Source organism: Buttiauxella noackiae ATCC 51607 (genome assembly GCF_001654865.1).
Classification (GTDB): domain Bacteria; phylum Pseudomonadota; class Gammaproteobacteria; order Enterobacterales; family Enterobacteriaceae; genus Buttiauxella; species Buttiauxella noackiae.
In genome coordinates this window covers 1-17373 of sequence record NZ_LXEO01000031.1, presented here as the reverse complement: position 1 = coordinate 17373, position 17373 = coordinate 1, and the positions used below count along the sequence as shown (strand labels likewise).

At 48.8% G+C, this 17373-nt stretch carries 15 protein-coding genes; 6 read left to right on the top strand and 9 right to left on the bottom strand.

Going from position 1 to position 17373, the window contains the following annotated elements; all coding sequences use genetic code 11:
- Positions 1–58: 58 nt before the first annotated feature.
- The gene (locus M979_RS11905) at positions 59–619 is read right to left on the bottom strand and encodes a DsbA family protein (protein ID WP_034459157.1); all 561 of its coding nucleotides are present in this window, start codon (positions 617–619) and stop codon (positions 59–61) included.
- A gap of 64 nt (positions 620–683) precedes the next feature.
- Positions 684–1793, bottom strand: a complete 1110-nt coding sequence (locus M979_RS11900; protein WP_064555052.1) for an alkene reductase — start codon at positions 1791–1793, stop codon at positions 684–686.
- A gap of 101 nt (positions 1794–1894) precedes the next feature.
- On the opposite strand from M979_RS11900, the gene M979_RS11895 reads away from it, so the two are divergent.
- Complete coding sequence (locus M979_RS11895; RefSeq protein ID WP_064555051.1) at positions 1895–2806, top strand: LysR family transcriptional regulator; 912 nt, start codon at positions 1895–1897, stop codon at positions 2804–2806.
- Between the two features lie 73 nt (positions 2807–2879).
- Here the strand turns inward: M979_RS11895 and M979_RS11890 are convergent, their stop codons facing one another.
- Positions 2880–3068 (bottom strand): YfgG family protein, encoded by a 189-nt coding sequence (locus tag M979_RS11890; protein WP_072009456.1) that lies wholly within the window; start codon positions 3066–3068, stop codon positions 2880–2882.
- 348 nt (positions 3069–3416) lie between these two features.
- Between M979_RS11890 and M979_RS11885 the strand changes: the two genes are divergently transcribed.
- Positions 3417–5660, top strand: coding sequence for a sensor domain-containing phosphodiesterase (locus tag M979_RS11885; RefSeq protein ID WP_064555050.1), 2244 nt, complete (start codon positions 3417–3419; stop codon positions 5658–5660).
- Between the two features lie 36 nt (positions 5661–5696).
- On the opposite strand, the gene ppx is transcribed toward M979_RS11885, so the two are convergent.
- From ppx to purM, 4 genes are all read right to left on the bottom strand, one after another.
- Complete coding sequence (gene ppx / locus M979_RS11880; RefSeq protein WP_064555049.1) at positions 5697–7238, bottom strand: exopolyphosphatase; 1542 nt, start codon at positions 7236–7238, stop codon at positions 5697–5699.
- Between the two features lie 40 nt (positions 7239–7278).
- A complete protein-coding gene (gene ppk1, locus M979_RS11875) occupies positions 7279–9339 on the bottom strand; it encodes a polyphosphate kinase 1 (protein WP_034459141.1) in 2061 nt (686 codons plus the stop codon).
- A gap of 169 nt (positions 9340–9508) precedes the next feature.
- Positions 9509–10150 (bottom strand): phosphoribosylglycinamide formyltransferase, encoded by a 642-nt coding sequence (purN, locus tag M979_RS11870; RefSeq protein ID WP_064555048.1) that lies wholly within the window; start codon positions 10148–10150, stop codon positions 9509–9511.
- The gene (purM, locus tag M979_RS11865) at positions 10150–11187 is read right to left on the bottom strand and encodes a phosphoribosylformylglycinamidine cyclo-ligase (protein WP_064555047.1); all 1038 of its coding nucleotides are present in this window, start codon (positions 11185–11187) and stop codon (positions 10150–10152) included. Before purM ends, purN begins: the two co-directional genes overlap by 1 nt.
- 214 nt (positions 11188–11401) lie before the next feature.
- Here purM and upp point away from each other — a divergent pair, with 214 nt between their 5' ends.
- The 3 genes from upp to M979_RS11850 all read left to right on the top strand — a co-directional run bounded on the left by upp (position 11402) and on the right by M979_RS11850 (position 14200).
- The gene (upp, locus tag M979_RS11860; RefSeq protein ID WP_034459132.1) at positions 11402–12028 is read left to right on the top strand and encodes a uracil phosphoribosyltransferase; all 627 of its coding nucleotides are present in this window, start codon (positions 11402–11404) and stop codon (positions 12026–12028) included.
- An 84-nt stretch (positions 12029–12112) separates the two neighbouring features.
- Positions 12113–13399 (top strand): uracil permease, encoded by a 1287-nt coding sequence (gene uraA / locus M979_RS11855; RefSeq protein ID WP_034459129.1) that lies wholly within the window; start codon positions 12113–12115, stop codon positions 13397–13399.
- A 99-nt stretch (positions 13400–13498) separates the two neighbouring features.
- The gene (locus M979_RS11850; RefSeq protein ID WP_226812157.1) at positions 13499–14200 is read left to right on the top strand and encodes a DnaA inactivator Hda; all 702 of its coding nucleotides are present in this window, start codon (positions 13499–13501) and stop codon (positions 14198–14200) included.
- 40 nt (positions 14201–14240) lie between these two features.
- Here the strand turns inward: M979_RS11850 and arsC are convergent, their stop codons facing one another.
- On the bottom strand, positions 14241–14597 hold the full coding sequence (gene arsC / locus M979_RS11845) for an arsenate reductase (glutaredoxin) (RefSeq protein WP_064555046.1): 357 nt from the start codon (positions 14595–14597) through the stop codon (positions 14241–14243).
- An 11-nt stretch (positions 14598–14608) separates the two neighbouring features.
- On the bottom strand, positions 14609–16072 hold the full coding sequence (gene bepA, locus M979_RS11840; protein WP_034459122.1) for a beta-barrel assembly-enhancing protease: 1464 nt from the start codon (positions 16070–16072) through the stop codon (positions 14609–14611).
- A 211-nt stretch (positions 16073–16283) separates the two neighbouring features.
- Between bepA and M979_RS11835 the strand changes: the two genes are divergently transcribed.
- Positions 16284–17354 (top strand): AI-2E family transporter, encoded by a 1071-nt coding sequence (locus M979_RS11835; protein WP_064555045.1) that lies wholly within the window; start codon positions 16284–16286, stop codon positions 17352–17354.
- The last annotated feature ends 19 nt before the right edge of the window (positions 17355–17373 follow it).

The window sequence follows — 17373 nt, the reverse complement described above, 5'->3', positions numbered from 1 at the left end:
GAGTGTCCAACTTTATGGGGTCAGTTCACATTTTGCAGAGGGTTTTTCTTTACGCAGCTTAAGCTAAAATTCTTTCTGCCCAGACACTTATATCATCACCGCTGCCGAGATCGGCCTGCACCAGTCCATTCACCATGAAGGTTGGTGAAACATGTATCCCATTCTGACGGGCATATTTGCAGTGCCACTTAATCTCATTCTGCAAAGCCGGGTGGGCAAATGCTTGCGCCAACTGCACACCGCTATAACCTTCGATACGGTCAATAATCTGCTGCGGAGTAGCATCCATATTTGGGCCGCTACAATGATCGGCAAACTCAAACTCTTCACGATGATCGGCAACAGCCTGCATCACTTTAAGCGCCGCTTCCCGGCCTTCTGGCAGTGTGGATGCCGCCAGAATACAGCGCACAATCACACCTGAAAACATGTGCCATGGCTGCGACTGTAAGCGAATTTTCACCGTGACGTTATCTTCACCCACTTTTTCCAACAGTGCACCGAGCTTATTGAAAGCGCGAACGGAGTAGGGGCAGGTCGGCTCAAGAAAAACTTCAAATGTACGTGGACCATGACCCCAGACCAGTGGTTGGGCATTCGGTTTATCGTTTTGACTCATAGCGATCCCTTTATTATGTTTTCAGCGTCGGTATGCGAAACAAGTTATCAGATATTCAATGGATTTATACTTCGTCTGAAGACCAGACCGGATAGTCGGTATAACCCACATCTTTGCCGCCAAATAATGCCGCGTGATTGCTAATAGATGCCAGTGGCAAGTTTTCCTCAAGGCGGCGTGGAAAATCAGGGTTGGCAATAAACGGGCGGCCGAAAGCAACCAAATCCACGATTCCTGCTGCCAAATACTTTTCTGCTTTCTCCTGGGTGTAATTCCCCGCCACGATAATGGCGCCCCTGAAAGTCGCCCGTAGTGTTTCACGGAACTCATACGGCACCTGAGGTGCATCATCCCAGTCGGCTTCCGCAAGGTGGATAAAGGCAATGCCTTTTTGCTCACACCAGGCCGCCAGTGCCAGAATCGCTTCAATAGCTTGCGGGTCGTCCATTCCACGTTGGGTAATAAACGGAGCCAAACGAATACCGGTTTTGTCTGCACCAATGGCATCGCTAATCGCTTCCAGGACTTTTTGTGCAAAACGCACGCGGTTTGCCAGGCTACCGCCGTATTCGTCGGTGCGTTTGTTGGAGCTGCGACGCAGGAACTGGTCGATCAAATATCCGTTGCCACCATGAACTTCTACACCATCGAAACCGGCATCAATGGCATTGAGTGCCGCCTGGCGATAATCAGCAATAATCTTGTAAATATCGTCGTGCGTTAATTCGCGCGGAATGGGGCAGTCCACCATTCGGCCCACACCGTCCTCGCCTACGACCCAAACTTGTGCATCCGGCGACAGTGCCGAAGGTGCAACTGGCTTGCCATCAGGGTGAAAACTTTCATGGGACATGCGCCCAACGTGCCACAGTTGCGAGAAGATTTTCCCACCCACCTGATGAACCGCATCCGTAACCTGACGCCAACCATTAATCTGCTCTTGCGAGTGAATGCCTGGCGTCCAGGAATAGCCCTGACCCTGTGGCGAAATTTGCGTCGCTTCGGTAATGATAAGCCCGGCACTTGCACGTTGTTGGTAATATTGGGCCATCATCGCAGTAGGGATATTGCCCGGCTGCGCGGAGCGAGAACGTGTCATCGGTGCCATAACAATACGGCTACGGGTTTCAACTGACCCTACACGAGAGGTCTCAAACAGGTGACGTGATTTCATTTATTCAACTCCGGGATAATTATGATGCCTTGACTTTACATCCGAGGTTTAGTTTTGATAATGGCATTGAAATCTGATTGTCTATTCAGGAAATTGGAATAATGGGAAAGCTCGAAGATATGACCCTGCTGGTTGCTGTGGTTGATGCCGGTGGACTGGCGGCGGCGGGCAGACGGATGAATTTGTCCCCTGCCACTATGACTGCACGACTGAAAGCTTTAGAGGAACGCTACCAGACGCGATTTTTTAACCGTTCAACACGGGCCATTGCGCTAACACGTAGCGGCGAGGAGTTTTACTACGCCGCTCTGCGTGTACTTGAGGAGGTGGAACTGGCCGAATCGAAACTGATGCAGAAAGAGGGTATTCTGAGTGGGACGCTACGCATTGCCGCACCGTCTGATTTCGGGCGTCAGTATTTATCACCTGCATTACTCGATTTTTCCCGCATACACCCGGAAGTTAAAAGTTCGCTGTATCTCAGTGAAGATGTGGTGGATCTGATTTCCTTGCGGCTCGATATGAGCATTCGCTTTGGTAACCTGCCCGATAGCAATCTGGTAACGAAAGTCATTCGGCAAAACCACCGTGTGCTGGTGGCATCGCCCGCATATCTTGCCGTGCATCAAGAACCCGTCTCAGTAGATGAACTGGATGAACATCGCTGCCTGGTGATGGAACGACGTGGAACGTTGATGAATGAGTGGCGCTTTGAGGTCGAAGGGGAAACGCGAAGTGTACGTGTTACGCCTGCCATGGTGTGCAACGACGGTGCACTTTTGCGCCAGTGGGTGCTGGCCGGAGCCGGTATTGCCAGTAAATCCTGGTGGGATGTTAAACGCGATGTGGAACAAGGGCGACTGAAGGTGTTGTTGGCAGACAGTTTCATTGGCTTCAGTCGACACGACAAAAAACAGGTGGGGCTACAGTTTGTTTACCCGCAGCGCCGCTTTCAGCCATTACAGGTTTCCATGTTCAGCGAATTTTTCATCAACTGGTTGGATAATGAATAAATCGGCCGATCAATAGGCGTGAAAAATCCCACTGGCGGTTGTCAGTGCAATAATTTTTAGTTAAAAGAAGGCGTTACCGGTTAGTGCTATCCACTGACAGGCTGCTTTGCTGTGCTTCTACTTTGTCCTGATGATGATACCAGGCACCGATGGCAGAATAGACAAAACGGCCAAAAAGGAAGAGAAAACTGATGAGCAGAATAATGCGGGTCATACGATTGTTAAACTTATGTCGTCTTCGCATACTCGTAACCTGTGTCACGCAAATGATCCTTGATGTTTACCCGTCAACTGCGGGCGACGGGGATATTTATACACAGTGATGCCCCAAGGTCAATTCCGGGTCATCGGTGAAGAACACACTAAATCATTTATCCCTGTTATATAAACATTTCTTAATATTAGTTGATTAGTATGTATACAGTTATTTTTTTGAATTATTCACTCTTGTACTTTAATCTCCATCAAGAAATTGATTTAGATCATCTTCGTAAGTCAATCCCTAACTAGAATCTGCACTCTATTCCATAGTGATATGGTTTTATCGACCAGGTTGGAAGCCTGTTTGAAACTTACCCGAGCTGGACGACAGGGTTTTTGGCGATAACTAATGCATTTGGTAAGCTGGTATAACAAATATAAAAATCAATGGTGGGCACTTCCTCTGGTGCTGCCGAGTCTGCTGCTTCCTATAGCTGCATGGTGTAATGCTAATACCATTATGGACGGAGGGCGCGTCTTCCTCGTCTATATGCCACTTGGTTTAATGACTGCGTTTATGCTGATTTTCGGTTGGGCTGCACTTCCGGGAATTATTGTTGCGTTGCTCCTCCGATATGTCCCCCTAAAAGGCGAAGTTGCTGCATTACTGGCAATAGTTCACTTTATCGTCCCTATCACGATTAGCTGGGGTGGCTACCGTATTTTCGTTCCACGGCGTAGCTCAGTAATGTTTGGTGCGATCAAATTTACAGCTCAACGCATGTTGTGGTTGGTGTTAGTTAATGCTGCAACGTTTTTAGTTATCTACCAGATAGGGGTTTTCTTTGGTTGGTATGATGTGTCCAACAATATCGGAGCTGAAAACCCTCTCCATACCCGGACATTAATTAATTTTCAGGCAGTGCTGATTGGCTGTTTGACGGGGATGCCTTTCTTTTATTTCGTCATTCGTATGTTTCGAAATCCGCGTTTTATTTTTTCATTTTTCTCGCGGATGAAGGCTCAAATACAGTCGGGTGTGACTAAAGTTGAGATTACGCTATGGGCTGTTTTGGTCGTCGTTCTGGTTAGCCTGCTGTTAGTACCCTTCAATGATTTCAGCACCATTTTCACAACGGATTACACATTAACGCTGATCCTGCCGCTAATGTTATGGGGCGCGATGCGCTTTGGTTTTCTGTTTATCACCACGTGCTGGACGGTGATACTTACGATCCTGTGCAGCGGTTTTCATAACTATTTGCCACCATATATGGGCTTTCAGCTCCATCTGGCAATAGCTTCATCCTGTTATGCTGTGTTTTCTATCACCATCTATTTGATGGCAGTTGTCACCACACGCCAGCGTTTTTTGCATAGCAAAGCGCGTCGTGTTGCTTTTATCGATCCCATTGTTCAAATGCCAAATTTGCGCGCGCTTAACCGCGACTTATCTCGTTATCCTTGTTCAGCGCTGGCTTTTCTACGTGTGCCCGAACTTGAGCTTTTAGGTCGTAATTACGGAGTACAACTCCGCATTCAATACAAACAGCAGCTCAATGAATATCTGCATCTGATATTAGCCCCTAACGAACGTGTCTATCACTTGTCTGGCCATGAGCTGGCTGTTCGGTTGAACTATGACTCTTATCATGAGCGTATCGACGCCCTTGACCATCGTGTTAAGCAGTTCCGCTTTATGTGGGATGGTATGCCGATGCAGCCACAAGTCGGCATCAGTTTTTGTTATGTACGCCAACCTGTCACCCATATTTATTTCCTGCTAGGTGAGCTCAGCACCATGGCTGATTTGTCGCTTTCGACATCAAAGCCCGAAAGCTTGCAGCAGCAAGGCACCAACCATGTGCAGAATGCGGTGAGAAAGAAAGTGGCGATGATGAATCGCTTACAAGTCGCCATTGATTCTGGAAATTTCATCTTGATGGCGCAACGTATCGAAGGGATTCGTGGCGACTCGTATCATGAAATCTTGCTGCGAATGAAAGGGGATAACGAAGGGGATGCGATGTTTATGCCCGATGCGTTTTTGCCGGTGGCACATGAATTTGGCTTGTCTTCTAAAATCGATAAATGGGTATTAGAAGCGACGCTTGAGTTTATGAATAAATATCGGAGCCAGCTTCCTGGTAGCCGTTTCTCCATTAACCTGACCCCTGCTTCTGTTGGGCGTTTGCAGTTTGCGAATGAAGTGAAACGTCTGCTGGAACGTTATAAAATTGAACCCTGGCAGCTTATTTTCGAAGTCACCGAAAGCAACTCATTAACCAATCTTGAGCAGGCTAATGCGACTTTGACTATGTTGCAAAATATGGGCTGTCGGATTGCGATTGATGATTTTGGTACGGGGTATGCCAGCTATGCGCGCCTGAAAGATATTAGCGCGGATATCCTGAAAATTGATGGTAGTTTTATCCGCAATGTACTGACCAGTAGTCTGGATTATCAAATTGTTCACTCAATCTGCCAATTAGCGCGGATGAAAAAGATGCAGTTGGTTGCTGAATATGTTGAAAGCGAGGAAGTCAAAGCAGCCGTGCAAAGCCTGGGGATTGATTATATCCAGGGGTATTTGGTTGGGCGGCCACTTCTGCTCGAGAAGCTTGTCATTCAGGAAAATCGAGATACCCAGTAACCAAACGCCCTGATGGGCGTTTGGTTGTGTAAATAATCAGGTGGTGGTATCCGGGCTAGCTTCTTCTTCAATCTTAAGCTTCCAGCCAGGTGTGTTATCCCAGTATTGCTGTTCACGTTCTAAATCGAGCAATACCAAAGTGTTCAGGCTGAACCAGTCATGTGGGAAACGCAGTGTCCATTGGTGCTCGTCAGTTTCCAGCACCAATGTTGGCGGTGTAGTTGTTGCCTGACGTTGATTATTCAGTAACACGCCCAGGCGTAGAATTTGAATTAGCGGTAGGAACTGCTTTTTCTTAAATAGCGTAAATCGTGGCAGGTCATCAATTTTTACTGCTTTGCGATGATAACGTACCAGCGAAGCGATGAGCATCTGTTGCTCTTGATTAAAGCCAGGCAAGTTGCTGTGTTGGAGGATATAAGCCGAGTGGCGGTGTAACCCGCTATGGTTAATATTGAGTCCAACTTCGTGCAACATCGCTGACCATTTCAATAGCGCTGCCATTTGCGGGTTAGCTTGTTTCGGGTTTTGTACTTCCCACTGTTGGTAGATATGCTCAGTGGTTGTCAGTACGCGTTTAGCCTGATCGCTGTCGATATTGTACTGGTTTGCCAAACTTTGCGCTGTGCGGATGCGTATGTCCTGGTGGCGGAAACGGCCCTCCATTTCATACAGCACACCTTCGCGCAGAGCTCCGTCAGACAGACGTAATTCTCGAATTGCCAGCGAGTCGAAAACGCCGCACAGAATCGCAAGGCCGGGAACAAATACGGCTTTACGTTCTTCCGACAATCCTGGCAAGCTCATGGCGTTGAAGGATTTGTACTTCAGAACTTCGTCACGCAGCATTTCCAGGCGTTCAGGGGTGATAATCCCGTCCTTTTCGCCCATATTTACCAGCACTTCATGAGCCGCTTTGATAGTGCCAGAGGCTCCCATCGCCACATTCCAGCCCTGTAAGCGATACTGCCAGGAGAGGTTTTCCAGCTTCTGCACTGCTGCAAGGCGTGCGCGTTTGAAGTTTTCTGGGGTGATATTCCCTTTTGGGAAAAAGTTTTGTGCGAAGCTCACACAACCCATGCGGCGGCTTTCGACCAGCATCGGCTCAAAATCCTCACCAATCACCAGTTCGGTTGAGCCACCACCAATATCAATAACCAGCTTGCGGCCTTTTTCCGGCTGGGTATGTTCTACACCCATAAAAATCAGACGCGCTTCTTCATTACCGGAGATAATTTCAATTGGGTAGGGGATAACCTGTTCGGCGCGTTTAAGGAACTCTTCGGCGTTTACGGCCTGGCGTAAACTGTGAGTACCCACGATACAGACGTTTTCCGCAGAGAACCCCTGAAGACGTTCAGCAAATAACGCAAGGCACGATAGCCCACGTTCCATCGCTTCTTCGCTTAACTCGTTTTCAGCATTCAGACCATCGGCCAAATGGACACGTTGTTTCAGACGACCAATGATTTGCATCGCGCCATCTACAACACGTGCGATAACCATGTGGAAACTGTTCGAGCCAAGGTCTACCGCTGCGAATTCTTGCGGTCGTGGAGCATGTTTTTTTATCGGCATGTTTTTGTCATCAACATAGTTTTATAGTCGACATAGGGCGTTATTCAGGTTGTTCAAGAGATTTAATGTAATCGTAAATCGCCAGTTGCGAGCGTACCTTACGGCGGTTGCCGCGTGGCACATAGCGATTACTTAGTTCTTTGTCGATGTAGCGTGCTTTTACCGTATCACTGAACAATATTTCGATGATATCCAGCACCCGTTGCTTCAGGCGCGGGTCAAGAATAGCGACGGCTACCTCGATGCGGTAATCAATGTTGCGCGTCATCCAGTCGGCAGAAGAGAGATACACTTTTTTGTCGCCGCCATTTTCAAACACATACACGCGGTCATGTTCGAGATAGCGGTCTACGATACTAATTACGCGAATATTGTCGCTGATACCGTCCAGATTGGGGATAAGCGAGCACATGCCACGGATTAGCAGATTAACTTTTACACCTGAGCTTGACGCCGCATACAGGCGGTCAACCAGCCCTTTATCAACCAGGTTGTTCAGTTTCAGCGTGATGCCAGACGGCTCGCCGTTTTGCGCGTTAGCAATTTCTTTATCGACCAAATCGTAGAGCAGGCGGCGCGAGTTCTGTGGTGACACCATCAGATGTTCGAACGTCACTGGACGATAAGGGTTTTCGATAAAGTTAAATACGCGGCGAACTTCGTTGGTGATGCGCGCATCGCAGGTCAGTAACGAATAGTCAGTATAAAGACGTGCGGTTTTCTCGTTAAAGTTACCGGTACCGATGTGGGCATAACGCACCACCTCTTCACCTTCTTTACGGGAAATCAGGAACAGCTTGGCGTGAATTTTCAGACCTGGCGCTGAGAAAATAACGTGTACGCCCGCTTCAGTCAGGCGTTTGGCCCAATGAATATTGGCCTCTTCGTCAAAGCGCGCTTGCAGCTCAACCACCACGGTGACTTTCTTGCCATTGTGCGCGGCGTGGATCATTGACTCAATAATGCGCGAGTCTTTTGCCACGCGATAAATATTGATTTTAATCGCCAGCACGCTTGGGTCGAATGACGCCTGGCGCAGCAATTCTAGTACGTGCTCAAAAGTGTGATATGGATAGTAGAGCAGCACGTCACGATTACGTATCGCATCAAAGCCGTTACGGAATTTATCAAACCAGATGTGGCGCAGGCGCGGCAGTGGTTTGTTTACTAAATTGGCTTTGCCGACGTTCGGGAAGTTAATGAAATCTTTAAAGTTATGGTAACGACCACCTGGTACAATGGAATCGTAATTGGTGATAGTCAGCTTGTTACGCAGCATTTCAACCATCGCATCAGGCATATCACGTTGATATACAAAACGTACAGGCTCGGCAGTCAAACGTTGTTTCAGGCTTGATGACATCAGTTCCAGCAAGCTCGATTCCATTTCCGTGACCAGATCGTATTCCGCGTCACGCGTCATTTTCATTGAGTAGGCGTTCAACGAATCGTAATCGAAGAAACCTTTGAAAATATCATCCAGGCAGTAACGCAGAATGTTATCCAATAGGATCATTGGCTTGCGGCGGCGCGGTGCTTCCGGCGGAAGGTTTACGAAGCGTGGCACTTTATCGGACGGGATTTCCAACAGCGCGTAACGGATGTCATCGCCACGAATGATCTCTACCGCAAGGTAGGTGTAGTCATCTTTAAGAAACTGCACCAGATCGGTGTCGTGGTTAATCAGGATCGGTGTGATGTGCTGGCGCAAATAGTGTTTAAAGTAGTGTCGCAGCCAGTTTTGCTGATTTGGGGAAAGCTGGCGTTCATTGATCAAGAAGATTTGATTACGCGCCATTTCCAGCAGCAGATCGTTATACAGCCCATCAAACTCTTGATCGGCTTTTAGAACACGTGCCTGAATTTTGTTGAGTAAATGGCGCGAGTTAGGAGCCGTACCTTGTTCTTCGCTGATCAGAATGCGCCGTTTTAGCTCGGCGAAACGAACTTTGTAAAATTCATCAAGGTTATTCGAATAGATGCCGAGAAAACGCATTCTCTCAATCAGCGGGTTAATTTTGTCCGCTGCTTCCTGAAGAACACGTTCATTAAAAGACAACCAGCTCAGTTCTTTTTCGATATACAGCTTATCCTGACCCATTAGCCCTCACACTCCGTTTTCGTGGACGTTAAAATGCCGTCACGTCTGTCATTATGGCGAGCTTTGCCGTGGAATGTCCAACGATGGCCGTAAAGTATGACAAATCGTGATGAAGTTTAGTTAGCGTTGTAGGGCGGAGGCGTGAAAAAGGGGCCGTAGCCCCTTAGTTTTATTCGTCTGCGGCATGGCCCTGCGGTGGCAGTTTGTTGCCATCCAGCCAGGCGCTATTTTCACGCATTTGCAGGCGTCCTTCGATAAACCAGGAGACAACTAACGGATAAATAGCGTGTTCCTGATTCTGCACGCGGGCGGTAATGTCTTCTTCGTCATCACCTTCAAACACCGGTACTTTGGCCTGAAGAATAACCGGCCCACCATCCAGCTCCTCAGTGACAAAATGCACGGATGTTCCATGCACTTCGTCGCCATTTTCCAACACCTGGCTATGAGTATTCAGGCCAGGATATTTTGGCAGCAGAGAAGGGTGGATATTGATCAGTCGCCCTGCGTAATGGCCGACAAACTCCGAGCTAAGAATGCGCATATAACCTGCCAGCACCACCAAATCCGGCGCGTAGGCATCGATCTCAAGCATTAGCTCGCGATCGAACGCTGCACGGTCGGCGAACTGGCTAGCCGTTAACGCGTGAGCAGGAATTTCCGCAGCACGCGCTCGTTCAAGACCAAAAGCATCGGTTTTATTACTGAATACAGCCGCCACGGTGGCATTAATCTTTTTAAGCTTACAGGCATCAATAATTGCCTGAAGATTGCTTCCGTTGCCGGAAATTAGCACCACTATACGTCTCATTACTCAATAACCACGCGTTCGGAGGAATCAGAAGCTTTGATACTACCGATTTTCCAGGCGTTTTCACCTTTTGCATTCAAAAATTCTATCGCTTTATCAGCTTCTGACGCAGGCAGGGCAATCAGCATGCCGACACCGCAGTTAAAGGTGCGGTACATTTCGTGACGGCTGATATTCCCGGCTTTTTGCAACCAGTTGAATACCGCAGGCCACTGCCATGAAGATTCAGCAATAATAGCCTGCGTGTTGTCTGGTAGAACGCGTGGGATATTTTCCCAGAAACCACCGCCAGTCAGGTGTGCAATCGCATGAACGTCAACATTTTCAATCAGTTCCAGAATCGGCTTCACATAAATGCGCGTCGGTTCCAGTAAATGATCGGCCAGCGGTTTGCCTTCCAGCTCAGTGGTCAGAGGGTCAGTACCGCTCACTTCCAGTACTTTACGTACCAGAGAATAACCGTTCGAATGCGGTCCGCTAGACGCCAGAGCAATCAAAACATCGCCGTCGGTTACTTTAGAGCCATCGATGATTTCAGATTTTTCAACCACGCCAACACAGAAGCCAGCAACGTCGTAATCTTCGCCATGGTACATGCCCGGCATTTCAGCCGTTTCACCGCCAACTAATGCACAGCCAGATTGTAGACAACCTTCGGCAATACCGGAAATAACGCTCGCAGCAGTATCGACTTCAAGTTTGCCAGTTGCATAATAATCAAGGAAAAACAGCGGCTCAGCACCCTGAACAATCAGGTCATTCACACACATCGCAACCAGATCAATACCGATAGTGTCGTGGCGCTTTAAATCCATCGCCAGACGTAATTTAGTACCCACACCGTCGGTGCCGGAAACCAGCACAGGCTCACGATACTTTTGAGGTAACGCGCACAACGCACCGAAACCACCCAGCCCACCCATGACTTCCGGGCGGCGAGTCTTTTTCACTACACCTTTGATTTTATCGACCAGAGCGTTACCAGCATCAATATCAACACCGGCATCTTTATAGCTAAGAGAGGTTTTGTCGGTCACTGCTTAGTCCCCGCGGATGGGTTAGAAATAAAAAACGCCGCAATTCTAACAGTGCAGGCAAACGTTTGCGAGCCTCTTGTTCAGAGGGATGTAATTATTATCAATCTATACTCATTTCACCCAACTTGATCTCGAAGCGGTGGCGCGGTGTTAAAAAAGCGGTATAATCCGGCGATTTTTTTTATGGTGGCCAACTATCTCGGGGAGAAAGAGTATGAAGATCGTGGAAGTCAAACACCCACTCGTCAAACACAAGCTGGGCCTGATGCGTGAGAACGACATTAGTACCAAACGCTTTCGTGAACTCGCCTCAGAAGTTGGCAGCTTGCTGACTTACGAAGCCACGGCGGATCTGGAAACTGAAAAAGTCACTATCGAAGGCTGGAACGGCCCGGTAGAGATCGATCAGATTAAAGGCAAGAAAATTACCGTTGTGCCAATCCTGCGCGCAGGCCTGGGCATGATGGAAGGTGTGCTGGAAAACGTTCCAAGCGCGCGTATCAGCGTTGTGGGTATCTACCGTAACGAAGAAACCCTGGAGCCAGTTCCTTACTTCCAGAAACTGGTTTCTAACATTGAAGAACGTATGGCGCTGGTGGTTGACCCTATGCTGGCAACAGGCGGTTCTATGATCGCAACCATCGACCTGCTGAAAAACGCCGGCTGTACCAGCATTAAAGTGTTGGTTCTGGTCGCAGCACCAGAAGGTATCGCAGCGCTGGAAAAAGCGCACCCGGACGTAGAGCTGTTCACCGCTTCTATCGATCAGGGTCTGAATGAGCACGGGTACATTATTCCGGGGCTCGGCGATGCGGGCGATAAGATATTTGGTACTAAATAATAAAGTGAGCCGACTTCGATAGTCGGCTTTTTTTTGATTTGTTCGATCCGTTTGTTCTAAAAATAATATTCTGAGGAAAACAACATGACACGCCGCGCCATTGGGGTGAGTGAAAGACCACCCTTGTTGCAAACGATACCGTTAAGTCTGCAACACCTGTTCGCCATGTTTGGTGCCACCGTTCTGGTGCCGATCTTGTTCCACATTAACCCGGCGACGGTGCTGCTGTTTAACGGGATTGGGACGCTGCTGTATCTCTTTATCTGCAAAGGTAAAATCCCGGCGTATCTCGGTTCTAGCTTTGCGTTTATTTCGCCAGTGCTCCTGCTCCTGCCGCTGGGTTATGAAGTGGCGCTGGGCGGGTTTATCATGTGCGGCGTGTTGTTCTGTATTGTGGCTCTGATTGTTAAAAAAGCCGGTACTGGCTGGCTGGATGTGATGTTTCCTCCAGCGGCGATGGGCGCGATTGTGGCCGTTATCGGTCTTGAACTGGCGGGTGTGGCTGCAAATATGGCCGGTCTTCTACCTGCTGATGGCACTTCTCCTGACTCAACCACAATCATTATTTCGCTGGTGACGCTTGGGGTAACCATCTTTGGTTCCGTTTTGTTCCGTGGCTTCCTGGCGATTATCCCGATTCTTATCGGTGTTCTGGCGGGTTATGCACTCTCCTTCGCCATGGGCGTGGTCGATGTGACGCCAATTATTAACGCGCACTGGTTCGCACTGCCGACCTTCTACACCCCGCGTTTCGAGTGGTTTGCGATCTTCACTATTCTGCCTGCAGCACTGGTAGTGATTGCGGAACATGTGGGTCACCTGGTCGTCACGGCTAATATCGTGAAGAAAGATTTGATTCGCGACCCTGGCCTGCATCGTTCAATGTTCGCCAACGGTATTTCGACGATTTTCTCCGGCTTCTTTGGTTCGACACCAAACACCACTTATGGTGAGAATATCGGCGTTATGGCCATTACTCGTGTCTATTCCACATGGGTTATTGGAGGCGCGGCGATTCTGGCGATTCTGCTTTCTTGCGTTGGCAAACTGGCGGCGGCGATCCAGATCATCCCGGTTCCGGTGATTGGTGGCGTTTCCTTGCTGCTGTATGGCGTGATCGGTGCATCCGGTATTCGCGTGTTGATCGAGTCAAAAGTCGATTACAACAAAACGCAAAACTTGATTCTGACCTCAGTCATCCTGATTATCGGTGTGAGTGGCGCAAAAGTGCACATTGGCGCGGCTGAGCTCAAAGGTATGGCGCTGGCGACAGTCGTTGGTGTGAGCCTGAGTCTGATCTTCAAACTTATCAGCGTGCTGCGCCCGGAAGAAGTGGTGCTGGATGCTGAAGAAAACGACGTAAAATCGTAGTTTTTCCTCAAGCCGGGCGGCGCGTTCGCCCGGTTCTATTGATCCTCATTTCTGTGTTAGACTCTCTGCGTTTTTCTGCCTGTTATGGTTGAGGTAATTCTGAATACGCCGGCACAGCTATCACTGCCACTCTATTTGCCTGATGACGAAACTTTTGCGAGTTTCTGGCCGGGTGATAACCCTTCTTTACTCGCCGCACTCCAGTCCGTGCTCCGTCAGGATCACAGCGGATATATCTATTTCTGGTCGCGAGAAGGAGGAGGGCGCAGCCATTTGCTGCATGCCGCCTGTGCGGAACTGTCACAACGTGGCGAAGCTGTTGGCTACGTGCCGCTTGATAAGCGCACCTGGTTTGTCCCGGAAGTATTGGACGGTATGGAACAGCTTTCGCTTGTGTGTATTGACAATATCGAATGTGTAGCGGGCGACGAACTGTGGGAAATGGCGATTTTTAATCTCTATAACCGCATTCTTGAATCAGGAAAAACCCGTCTGTTGATTACCGGCGATCGTCCTCCGCGCCAGCTCAATTTGCAACTTCCCGACCTCGCATCGCGCCTTGACTGGGGCCAAATCTATAAGTTGCAACCGCTTTCCGATGAAGACAAACTTCAGGCCCTGCAACTGCGTTCACGACTGCGTGGTTTTGAGCTGCCAGAAGATGTGGGCCGCTTCCTGTTAAAACGTCTGGATCGCGAAATGCGTACGCTGTTTATGACGCTCGATCAGCTGGATCATGCTTCTATCACGGCGCAACGTAAACTGACGATCCCGTTTGTTAAAGAGATTCTGAGTCTTTAATTCGTTTGGCGGATACGCAGTGCGGCATCCGCCATTACCACTACAAAATTTCTAACACCGACTCAGGCGGGCGGCCAATACGAGCCTGGCCATTAGCCAACACGATCGGACGCTCAATCAGCTTCGGATTATCGACCATCGCCTTAATCAATTGCTCTTCGCTTACTGTGCTGTCTGCCAGATTTAACTCCTTGTACAAATCCTCTTTCTGACGCATTAACTCGCGTGCGCTGGCAAAACCTAATTGGCTCAACAACGTTTTGATGGTTTTAGCATCTGGAGGCGTTTCCAGATACAACACCACTTCGGGTTCTACGCCATTCGCTTTTAGCAGGCTTAACGTTTCACGGCTCTTAGAGCAGCGCGGATTGTGGTAAATAGAAACGGCTGTAGACATCGTAACTCCTGTTACATCTTAGAATACGGAAGGAAGCGTTTTTGCAAATCGCGGAACTGATCGATTCGCGCATCATAACGCGCTTGCTGCAAGCTACCCAATTTCACCTGAGCGCTGGCGCTACTGAGCAAAGAAATTGCCTGATCCAGGCGTCCAACGAGAGCCATAACCTCAGCGCGTGCAGCGAGCTCTTGATCACGATTGCCTAAATCTGCCTCTGTTTGTGCTAACAAATCCCAGGCGTTGCTATCATCAGGGTGAGCGAAGGTATAACGATTGAGAATTGCTGCCGCCTGCTCCGGTTGTTTTGCCTGAACATAGGCGTTGGCAAGGTTAAGCTGTAACACTGGATTCTGTTTCAAATCAGGCGCGTTTTTCAGTCGATTGATAGCGTCTGCAAATTTATTTTGCCCTAGGTCAATATCGGTAGATAAATCGAGATACCAGGCATTTGTAGGTTGTGCGGTAAGCAGTGGTTGTAAAAGCTTACGGGCCTCATCCCATTTATTACCGCCCATCGCCTGAAGCGCACGACCATATGTCGCCGCGTGCTGTTCGCGAATATTTCCCTTCGACCAGCTATCCAGTAAATCACTGGTTAGTTGGTTACGTCCGGAGTTATACATACCTAAAGTACGGGCTTTAGCCATGTAAAAATCTTCTGAAGATTGCGTCACCACCGGTCGCATTTGGTTGGCTCGGTTGCGTGCATCTGCCAAACGGCTTTCAGGCAATGGGTGGGTAAGCAAAATTTCTGGTGGGCGAGATGAATAACGCGATTGGTCGAGTAGTTTCTCAAGGAAGGTTGGCATCGCTTGTGGATCGAAACCGGATCGCTGTAACACCTGAATACCGATGCGGTCCGCTTCCTGCTCGTTTTGTTGCGTGAAGCTGATCATGCCCTGTTGTGTACCGGCGAGTGTTCCGCTTAACGCCGCCATACCCGCTTGTGGGCTGGCCATTGCCAGTAAAATAGAACCTAACGCACCCACCCAGGTTAGCGGGGCATTTTTTTTCTGATCTTCCATGGCTCGCGCCAGGTGACGTTGGGTGACGTGAGAGATTTCGTGCGCCATAACCGAGGCAAGTTGGCTTTCATTATCGGCATAACGAAATAGCGCTGAGTGCAGCACCACGTTGCCACCAAAGAAAGCAAAGGCGTTGATTTCGTCGTTATTAATCAGAAAGAAATGGAAGGGGGTTTTAACTGAGTTGGCATGGCTAACCAGACGCATACCCAGTTTGTTGATGTATTGCACGAGCAAAGGGTCATTGATTAATGGGGCACTGCCTCGCAGCTGGCGAACATAATAGTCGCCCATCTGCATTTCCTGGCCAATTGACAGAGTATTTCCTGCTGAAGTTCCCATATCTGGCAGTTGGTCGCTAACGTCCGCAAAGGCTGGAGTTACTGGACCCGCAAGCAAAGCTGCCATCAGTGTTGCAACCAGCGATTTTTTCAACTGCTTGAACATACGTCCTGTCCTGTTTAATCAAAGTTAATCTTCGACATGTATTACGTGAATTTGTTCGCATACAAAGATGAACTGTAGCCCACCGCATGACTGAGACCTATCTTATCTGTGACAATTTTAAACCGCCATTGAACAGAGATAAAAAGCAAAGTCTTTACAGTGACATTTAGATACAATCTCTCCTCGCACAATACTGTCAGGGAAGGGATGTATGCTTGAAATGTTGTTGCAGTGGTATCGACGACGGTTTAGCGATCCGGAGGCTATCGCACTGCTAGTCATTCTGGTTGCAGGATTTGTTATTCTGTTCTTCTTCCACGGACTGTTAGCGCCGCTGTTGGTGGCGATTGTGCTGGCTTATTTACTGGAGTGGCCAACCGCACGGCTTCAGCGTGTTGGATGTTCCCGAACCTGGGCTGCAACGATTGTATTAGTGCTGTTTGTCGGCATTTTGCTGTTGATGGTGCTGGTAGTTGCGCCAGTTGCCTGGCAGCAGGGTATCTATCTGATTCGTGATATGCCGGGAATGCTGAATAAACTCTCTGATTATGCTGCCACTCTGCCAAGACGTTACCCGGCACTGGTTGATGCAGGCATCATTGATGCCATCGCCGAGAACATGCGTGGGCGCATGATGGGGATGGGCGATCAAGTGGTGAAATATTCACTGGCTTCATTAGTTGGGCTGTTAACGCTGGCCATTTATCTGGTGTTAGTGCCGCTGATGGTGTTCTTCCTCGTCAAAGACAAAGAACAGATGCTTAATGCCGTGCGCCGGGTTTTACCACGAAACCGTGGGCTTGCGGGTCAGGTATGGCTGGAGATGAATCAGCAAATTACGAACTACATTCGCGGCAAAGTTCTGGAAATGCTGGTTGTGGGTGTGGTGACCTATATTGGTTTTGTGATTTTTGGCCTGAACTACTCTCTGCTGCTGGCGGTACTGGTCGGATTCTCTGTGCTGATTCCATATATTGGCGCGTTTGTCGTGACAATCCCGGTAGTGTGCGTGGCGTTATTCCAGTTTGGAGTAGGGCCGGAGTTCTGGACGCTGTTCGCCGTGTATTTAATTATTCAGGCATTAGACGGCAATCTGTTGGTGCCGGTATTATTTTCCGAAGCGGTTAACCTGCATCCATTAGTTATCATTTTGTCTGTGGTTATTTTTGGCGGTCTGTGGGGGTTCTGGGGAGTCTTCTTCGCAATTCCACTTGCTACCCTGATTAAAGCGGTGGTGCATGCCTGGCCGGATAGTGTATTGATAGACGATAATCCAAACTAGATGACTAGTCCTGATATAA

What these genes read in the sequence shown, in the direction of transcription:
- M979_RS11905 (WP_034459157.1), bottom strand. Translation starts at nt 619, where the DNA reads ATGAGTCAAAACGATAAACCGAATGCCCAACCACTGGTCTGGGGTCAT.
- M979_RS11900 (WP_064555052.1), bottom strand. Translation starts at nt 1,793, where the DNA reads ATGAAATCACGTCACCTGTTTGAGACCTCTCGTGTAGGGTCAGTTGAA.
- M979_RS11895 (WP_064555051.1), top strand. Translation starts at nt 1,895, where the DNA reads ATGGGAAAGCTCGAAGATATGACCCTGCTGGTTGCTGTGGTTGATGCC.
- M979_RS11885 (WP_064555050.1), top strand. Translation starts at nt 3,417, where the DNA reads ATGCATTTGGTAAGCTGGTATAACAAATATAAAAATCAATGGTGGGCA.
- ppx (WP_064555049.1), bottom strand. Translation starts at nt 7,238, where the DNA reads ATGCCGATAAAAAAACATGCTCCACGACCGCAAGAATTCGCAGCGGTA.
- ppk1 (WP_034459141.1), bottom strand. Translation starts at nt 9,339, where the DNA reads ATGGGTCAGGATAAGCTGTATATCGAAAAAGAACTGAGCTGGTTGTCT.
- purN (WP_064555048.1), bottom strand. Translation starts at nt 10,150, where the DNA reads ATGAGACGTATAGTGGTGCTAATTTCCGGCAACGGAAGCAATCTTCAG.
- upp (WP_034459132.1), top strand. Translation starts at nt 11,402, where the DNA reads ATGAAGATCGTGGAAGTCAAACACCCACTCGTCAAACACAAGCTGGGC.
- uraA (WP_034459129.1), top strand. Translation starts at nt 12,113, where the DNA reads ATGACACGCCGCGCCATTGGGGTGAGTGAAAGACCACCCTTGTTGCAA.
- arsC (WP_064555046.1), bottom strand. Translation starts at nt 14,597, where the DNA reads ATGTCTACAGCCGTTTCTATTTACCACAATCCGCGCTGCTCTAAGAGC.
- bepA (WP_034459122.1), bottom strand. Translation starts at nt 16,072, where the DNA reads ATGTTCAAGCAGTTGAAAAAATCGCTGGTTGCAACACTGATGGCAGCT.
- M979_RS11835 (WP_064555045.1), top strand. Translation starts at nt 16,284, where the DNA reads ATGCTTGAAATGTTGTTGCAGTGGTATCGACGACGGTTTAGCGATCCG.